Source organism: Deinococcus sp. (assembly GCF_030523985.1).
Classification (GTDB): Bacteria; Deinococcota; Deinococci; order Deinococcales; family Deinococcaceae; genus Deinococcus.
This window is the reverse complement of sequence record NZ_JAUNHK010000126.1, coordinates 1-6,420: the sequence shown is the minus strand read 5'-3', so window position 1 is coordinate 6,420 and position 6,420 is coordinate 1. Positions and strand designations below refer to the sequence as shown.

Below are 6,420 nucleotides of genomic sequence, written 5' to 3'. Positions count from 1 at the left end.
AATACGTCCAGAACGCGAATTTTAGGGCAGGCCGAAGCTTTTGCACGAGTTGACCTTATCCCACATCTTTTCCGCTGTCGTCCTTCAAAGGGTTGACTTCCCCCTCCATCATCCATCAGCGCAGCGGGCAGGCCCTATACAGGTGCCGTTCTGCCCAAGACAGCGAACCCATCATCTATCATCCAACAGCCGCACCAGCCCACGCATCCGCGACGTGTCCACCTCGTCCGCCGTGATGTCCATCAGCACTGCGTCAAAGCGCTCCTGCCCCAGCCGAATCGCCCCGCGCCGCCGCCCGATTTCGCGGAAACCGACCTTTTCGTAGGCCGCGATGCCCCGCGTGTTGTACGAAAAGACGTTGAGCACGATGTTGTGCAGCCCCAGAAAGTACATGCCGTACTCGACCATCAGCCGCACCGCTTCCGAGCCGTAGCCGCCGCCCCAGTATTCGGGGTCGTGGATGCTGATGCCCAGTTCGGCGGTGACGTGGCGGTGGTTGATGCCGCGCAGGTCGGTGCCGCCGATGTAGGTCTGCCCCTCCCGCGTGTAGATGCCGAAAGCGGCCTGGTCGGGCTTGCTCTTGCTGACGCTCTCGTAGTACGCCTGCTCGTCTTCTAGGCTGAAGGCACCCCCGATGGCCCCCAGATACGCCGTGAGTTCCAGGTTGGCGAAGTGGCGGGCCATCACGGGCACGTCCTCGGGGCGCACGCGGGCGAGGATGACTTTTTCTCCGGTCAGGACGGGGTGGAGGTCGGCCACGCTCAGGCCCCGAACTCGCGCACGAAGTCTTCCTGACGGGCGTTTTCAATCGCGCCCCGGCGGGTTCGGCGTACCAGAGCGATGGCCTCGTCGGGTTCCATCCCCGCTTTGACCAGCAAGCAGGCCGCCGTCAGGCCCGCCCGACCCAGCCCGCCCCGGCAGTGGACGACCACGTTTTTGCCGTCCAGCAGCTTGTCCATCAGCTCATCCAGAAATTCCCCGAACTGCTGCGGGTCGCCCGGTACCTGACCGTCCACGATGGGGCAGGCACTCACCAGCAGCCCCCGCGCCTCGGCCTCGGCGTGGTAGCCGTCCATGCCCAGCATCTCGAACTCGAAGTCCTCAATCAGCGGAGCGATGACGTTGGTGCCCTGCCGCGCCAACTCGTGCATGTCGCCTTCCACGCTGCGGTTGTGGGTAACGCCGGGTTGCAGCAGGCTCTCGCCCTTCTTGCCGGGCGCGAAGGTCAGGCCGAGCTGTCCGGGCCAGAGGGCGGTGGGAATCCAGTCCACGCGAATGGGGTTGCCGGTCATGAGGGAAGTCTAAGGGCAAAGCCCTGGGTGGATGGGGGAGGGGCCGCCCCTCAGCTTTCCTGCAACCACCGCGCCGCGTCCAGCGCGTGATAGGTGATGATGGCGTCGGCCCCGGCCCGCACCATCCCGGTCAGGGTTTCGAGCACGGTGCGGCGCTCGTCCATATAACCGAGGCTGGCGGCGGCCTTGACCAGCGAGTACTCGCCGCTGACGTTGTAGGCGATCATCGGCAGGTCGAAGTGGTCGCGCACGGTCCGCATCACGTCCAGGTAGGCCAGCGCGGGCTTGACCATCAGGTAGTCGGCCCCCTGTTCCACGTCCAGACGGGCTTCGCGCAGGGCTTCGCGGTAGCCGCCCGACACGTCCATCTGGTAGCTGGCGCGGTCACCCTTGCTGGGCGCACTGCCCGCCGCCTCACGGAAGGGGCCGTAGTAGGCGCTGGCGTACTTGACGGCGTAGCTCATGACGGGGATGTGGGCAAAGCCTGCCGCGTCCAGCGCCGCCCGAATCGCCGCCACCTGACCGTCCATCATGGCACTCGGCGCGATGATGTTGGCCCCGGCGCGGGCCTGCGACACGGCGGTCCGGGCCAGCAAATCCAGCGTGGGGTCGTTGTCTACCGTCCAGTGTCCGCTGACTTCGTGGAGGTGTCCGCAGTGCCCGTGACTGGTGTACTCGCACAGGCAGGTGTCGGCAATCACGGCGAGGTCGGGCAACTCGGCTTTGATGGCCCGTGTCGCCCGCTGCACCACGCCTTCTTCGGCGTAAGCCTGAGTGCCCACTTCGTCCTTGTGGTCGGGAATCCCGAACAGGATGACCGAGCGGATGCCGAGGCTCTGCGCTTCCCGCGCCTTCTCCACCGCGCTGGGGATGGAGTGGCGCAGCACGCCTGGCATGGTGGAAATTTCAGTGTCGTCCTCGCCCTCATGCACGAACATAGGGAAGATGAACTGCTCGGGCGAAAGCCGAATTTCGCGGCTCAGCGCACGGAGGGCAGGCGTGCGGCGCAGGCGGCGGGGGCGCTGGGTGGGAACGGGGGTCATGCGCCAGAGGATAGAGGTTCGGGGGAGGGACTTATTTCAGTCCTGGCCTATTTCAGGCTCTTCGCAAGCCGCTGCGCTTCCTGGGCGTCGAAGTATTTGGCCCCCTTGGAAAAGAGGGTGTTCCAGGTGGTCGTCGTCACCACGCCGGTCGCGGGCAGCCCGTTGGCCGACTGAAACACCATCACGTTGGCGGTCGTCACCGGGCCGTACCAGCCGTCGCCGCCCTTGCCGGGGTCAACGCGGGAGACTTCCATCAGCCGCAGTTGCAGCAGGCGCACGTCCTCGCCGTGCATGCGCGGGTTGGTCAGCCGCAGCGTGCGCCGGAAGGGCGGCAGGGGGTTGGCGGGTTTGGCTGGCGTGGCCTGCGCTGCCTGGGCAGGCTGGGCCGTCTGCGCTGTCTGGGTTTGAGTCGCCTGAGCCTGCGAGGGCGTCAGGATGAGCAGGCTGCCCGTATCGGCCTTGACCACGCCCAGGTTGACATAGCCGCTGGGCGTCACGACCCAGTTGTAGACCCGTTGCCCGTCGGTGTCGGCCCGCCATGCGCCGTAGAGCTTGAGCTTGGCGGTCAGCGCCTTGCGGGTGGTGGTCAGGTCGCCGTCCGCCGTGACGCAGCGGGCCGCCGCCGACGCTTGCCGCACGCTGGGCGGGCAGACCGACAGCAGGCCATCCACCGCCAGGGCGGCAGCGTTGGCGGCGGCGGCGGTGTCGCGCTGGCTGGTGGCCCCCAGTGCGGTGCCCGCAAGGGTCAGACTGGTCGCCAGCATCAGAGCAAAGTGCTTCATGCGCTCAGTGTAGAGGCTTGGGAACCGTGCCATAAATCGGGTTTTCGAGTTGAATTTCCAGCCCCAGGCCCAGGTCGGCAGCGAGTTCTTCGGGGGTGTCACCCCAGCTTTCCAGGCTGATGTCACCAAAGCCGCGCTCGCGGGCCAGCGCACACACGCCCAGCAAAAGCGCCTGCCGCAGCGGCGTATGGCGCAGGTCGGGGCGCACGCCGGGGGCATCCAGTCGGGCGTAGCCTTCCTCGGGGGCAGCGCGGCATATGCCAGCAGCCTGCCCGTGTTCGTCCAGCGCCAGCAGGCTCAAGGCCGGGTCGTAGCCGCCCGCGCTGTCCTCTGCCGCTGCCGGGGACACGGCATGGTGCCCGATGCGGTCTTCGTAGGTCGCCAGCGCATCCAGCCGCAGCGCGAGGTCGGGCACGTCGCTCAGCGGGAGCAGCCGAATCCCGGCGGGAGCTTCGGCCCGGGCGGTGGGGGTCAGGCCCGCCAGCATGCGGTAGGCCGCCACTTCGCGCAGTCCCGCCGCTGCCAGTGCCTCGGCCCGCAACATGCCGCCGTCGGCAAAGGCGTACACGGGGCCGACCTCCTCACGGGCGGCCTGGGCCAGCGCCGCTCCGACTTCCACTTCCCAATCGCCTGGCAGCGCCCCGCCCATCAGTTCCCCTCCATGCGCGGGACTGGGCCGTACCCCCAGCGCCCCCAGCACCACGTCCCCTTCGTCCAGGGCGGCCCAGGCGTGGGTCAGGCTGTCGGTCAGCCAGCCCAGCTCCTCGGCGGGGGCACCGTACAGGGCGGCAAAAGCGGGCAGCAGTTCGGCAGGCGAGGCGGACACGACGCGCAGGGAGGGGGTCACGGGGTCAGGGTAGCAACTGCCGGGCGGGAGGCCCGAGGATAAGCGTTTTCGACACGTTTTTTCGCCGTCCCCTCGTTACCCTGTGACCATGACTGCCCCCGAAAAACCCCGCACCGTCCTGATGCTGCACGCCTACCCGATGTCCGCCGCCATGTGGCAGGAGCAAAAGCAGGTGCTCGAGGCGGCGGGCCTGACCGTCATCGCACCCAACATGCCGGGATTCGGCGGGCGCGAGGGCGCGATGGTGTCGCTGCCGCAGACCGTGGAGGCGCTGCTGGCCGAGTTGCCGCAGGAACCGCTGAGCGTGGTGGGCCTGAGCATGGGCGGCTATCTGGCGCTGGAACTGCTGCGTCAGGCCCCCGAGCGCGTGGGGCGGTTGGTGCTGGCGGATACTTCCAGCCGCACCGACAACCCTGAAAAGCAGGAAGACCGCCGTCAGCAGGCCAGCCGCGTGCTGGATGAAGGCCGCGAGTTCATCATCGACGCGGCCCGCGAGGAGCACTCGGCGTCTACCTTCAAGAAGGTGCTGCCGATGATTGAGGGTGCTTCCCGTGAAGGCATTGCGGGCGCACTGGACGCGATGGCGGCGCGAGAAGAGGGGCGCACCACCCTGCAAACGCTGCAAGTGCCCCTGCTGGTGCTGGTGGGCCGCGAGGACACCCTGACCCCGATTGAACTGGCGCAGGAAATCGCGGACGCCGGACGCGGCGAACTGGTGATTCTGGATGGCGCGGCGCACCTGTCGAACCTGGACCAGCCCGAAGCGTTCACGGCGGAACTGCTGCGCTTCCTGGCCTGAGAAATCTAGAGAGTGATCCGAGCTTCAGGCCCGCAGCGCTTCGTACAGCGCCAGGTATTCCCGCGCTGGCCCCTCCCAGGAGAAGTCCAGCGACATGGCGCGTTCGGCGCGGGCCTGCCATTCCTCGCGGTCCTGAAAGGTGGCGTAGGCGTCCTGACACGCGGCGGCCAGAGCTTCGGGCGTGGCGTCGGCAAAGCGGAAGCCCAGGTCGTGCGGCACGGTGTCCACCAGTCCGCCCGTTTCTCGCACCACAGGCAGGGTGCCGTAGCGCATGGCGATGAGCTGCGATAAGCCGCACGGCTCGAAGCGGCTGGGCATGGCGAAGGCGTCGGCGCCGGCGTAAATGCGGTGCGCCAGCGGCTCGTTCATGCCGTGCTCGAAGGTGACGCGAGGATGCTGCGCCCAGCCCGTCAGCGAGGCTTCGAGCAGCGGGTCGCCACTGCCCAGCACGACCACGTTCCAGTCGCGGGTGAGTTCGGGCAGCGCCTCAATCAGCAGGTCCATGCCCTTCTGGTCGGCCAGTCGGCTCACGGTCGCCAGAATTGGGGCGTCGTCCAACCCGAATTCCTGGCGCAGCGCGGCGGTGGCTCCGGTTTTGTCGGTGGGCTGCGAGAAAGGCACGATTTCGGGGTCGGTGCGCGGGTTCCAGCGCTCTTGGTCGAGGCCGTTCAGGATGCCCGACAGCCGCCCTTCGTGGGTCAGGCGCACCATCAACCCTTCCAGTCCCTCGCCGTAGCGCCGGGTGGTGATTTCCTGGGCGTAGGTCGGGCTGACGGTGGTGACCCGGTCGGCAAAATTCAGGCCCGCTTTCATCAGGTTCAGGTCGAAGAAGAATTCGACGCCCTCCGGCCCGAAGGTCCATTCCGGCAGGCCCGTCCAGGGGGCGGCTTCCTGAAGGTTCCAGCGGCCCTGGTATTGCAAGTTATGCACCGAAAAGACGGTGTTCAGGCCGCGCAGGTGGGCGTGGGCCACGACCAGCCCGGCCTGCCAGTCGTGCCCGTGCAGCACGTCGGGCAGAGAGCCGCTGGCCTCCAGCACAGGCAAAGGCGCCCGCCCGAAACGGCAAAAGCGCCAGACATCGTCGGGGTGGTAGAGGCCGGGGCGCTGAAAGTCCTCCAGGCCGAGAAACAGGTAACGCACGCCCTCCTGCCGCACTTCGCCCAGCCACGCGGGGCCGACGCCGTCCACCTCGCCGCGCCAGATGGCCTGCGGCTGGCCCTGCAAGCTGGCGTACCAGGGCGACAGCACCGTGACTTCGGCGCCCAGCCGCGCCTGCTCGGCGGGCAGCGCCCCCAGGACATCGCCCAGTCCGCCGGAGCGCGAGAAGGGAAAGACCTCGGAGGCCACATGCAGAATGTGCATGGCTCCACTGTAGCGCCCACCTGGGGGCCGCAGGCGGGGCTACGCGGGGTGCGTTTGACAAGCCTGGGGGCCGCTGCTACACTTCCTCTCGCCTTGACGAAGGGCGAAAGACCGTTCATCGCGGGCTCTTAGCTCAACGGTCAGAGCAGTCGGCTCATAACCGATTGGTTGCCGGTTCAAATCCGGCAGGGCCCACCAGAATTACGGGCGGTTAGCTCAGTGGTAGAGCATTCGCTTCACACGCGAAGGGTCGTAGGTTCAAGTCCTATACCGCCCACCAAAAAGACCTCGGCAG

At 67.4% G+C, this 6,420-nt stretch carries 7 protein-coding genes and 2 tRNA genes; 3 read left to right on the top strand and 6 right to left on the bottom strand.

What is annotated here, in order from left to right; translation table 11 throughout:
* Positions 1-171: 171 nt before the first annotated feature.
* From Q4C89_RS13330 to Q4C89_RS13310, 5 genes are read right to left on the bottom strand one after another with little or no spacing between them, the layout of a single operon-like run.
* Positions 172-759 (bottom strand): GNAT family N-acetyltransferase, encoded by a 588-nt coding sequence (locus tag Q4C89_RS13330; protein WP_303103111.1) that lies wholly within the window; start codon positions 757-759, stop codon positions 172-174.
* 2 nt (positions 760-761) lie between these two features.
* Positions 762-1,292 (bottom strand): cyclin-dependent kinase inhibitor 3 family protein, encoded by a 531-nt coding sequence (locus tag Q4C89_RS13325; protein ID WP_303103110.1) that lies wholly within the window; start codon positions 1,290-1,292, stop codon positions 762-764.
* A 50-nt stretch (positions 1,293-1,342) separates the two neighbouring features.
* On the bottom strand, positions 1,343-2,335 hold the full coding sequence (hemB, locus tag Q4C89_RS13320) for a porphobilinogen synthase (protein ID WP_303103109.1): 993 nt from the start codon (positions 2,333-2,335) through the stop codon (positions 1,343-1,345).
* Positions 2,336-2,382: 47 nt separating this feature from the next.
* Positions 2,383-3,117: a peptidoglycan-binding protein gene (locus tag Q4C89_RS13315; protein ID WP_303103108.1), complete on the bottom strand. Its 735-nt coding sequence runs from the start codon at positions 3,115-3,117 to the stop codon at positions 2,383-2,385.
* A 4-nt stretch (positions 3,118-3,121) separates the two neighbouring features.
* Positions 3,122-3,964 carry a hypothetical protein gene (locus Q4C89_RS13310; protein ID WP_303103107.1) on the bottom strand — a complete coding sequence of 281 codons (843 nt, stop codon included), beginning with the start codon at positions 3,962-3,964 and terminating at the stop codon, positions 3,122-3,124.
* 88 nt (positions 3,965-4,052) lie between these two features.
* Between Q4C89_RS13310 and Q4C89_RS13305 the strand changes: the two genes are divergently transcribed.
* Complete coding sequence (locus tag Q4C89_RS13305; RefSeq protein WP_303103106.1) at positions 4,053-4,763, top strand: alpha/beta fold hydrolase; 711 nt, start codon at positions 4,053-4,055, stop codon at positions 4,761-4,763.
* A 24-nt stretch (positions 4,764-4,787) separates the two neighbouring features.
* Here the strand turns inward: Q4C89_RS13305 and Q4C89_RS13300 are convergent, their stop codons facing one another.
* On the bottom strand, positions 4,788-6,125 hold the full coding sequence (locus Q4C89_RS13300; RefSeq protein ID WP_303103105.1) for a glycogen synthase: 1,338 nt from the start codon (positions 6,123-6,125) through the stop codon (positions 4,788-4,790).
* 122 nt (positions 6,126-6,247) lie between these two features.
* Between Q4C89_RS13300 and Q4C89_RS13295 the strand changes: the two genes are divergently transcribed.
* Positions 6,248-6,323 (top strand) — tRNA-Ile (locus Q4C89_RS13295).
* 7 nt (positions 6,324-6,330) lie between these two features.
* A tRNA-Val gene (locus tag Q4C89_RS13290) sits at positions 6,331-6,405 on the top strand.
* Positions 6,406-6,420 lie beyond the last annotated feature (15 nt).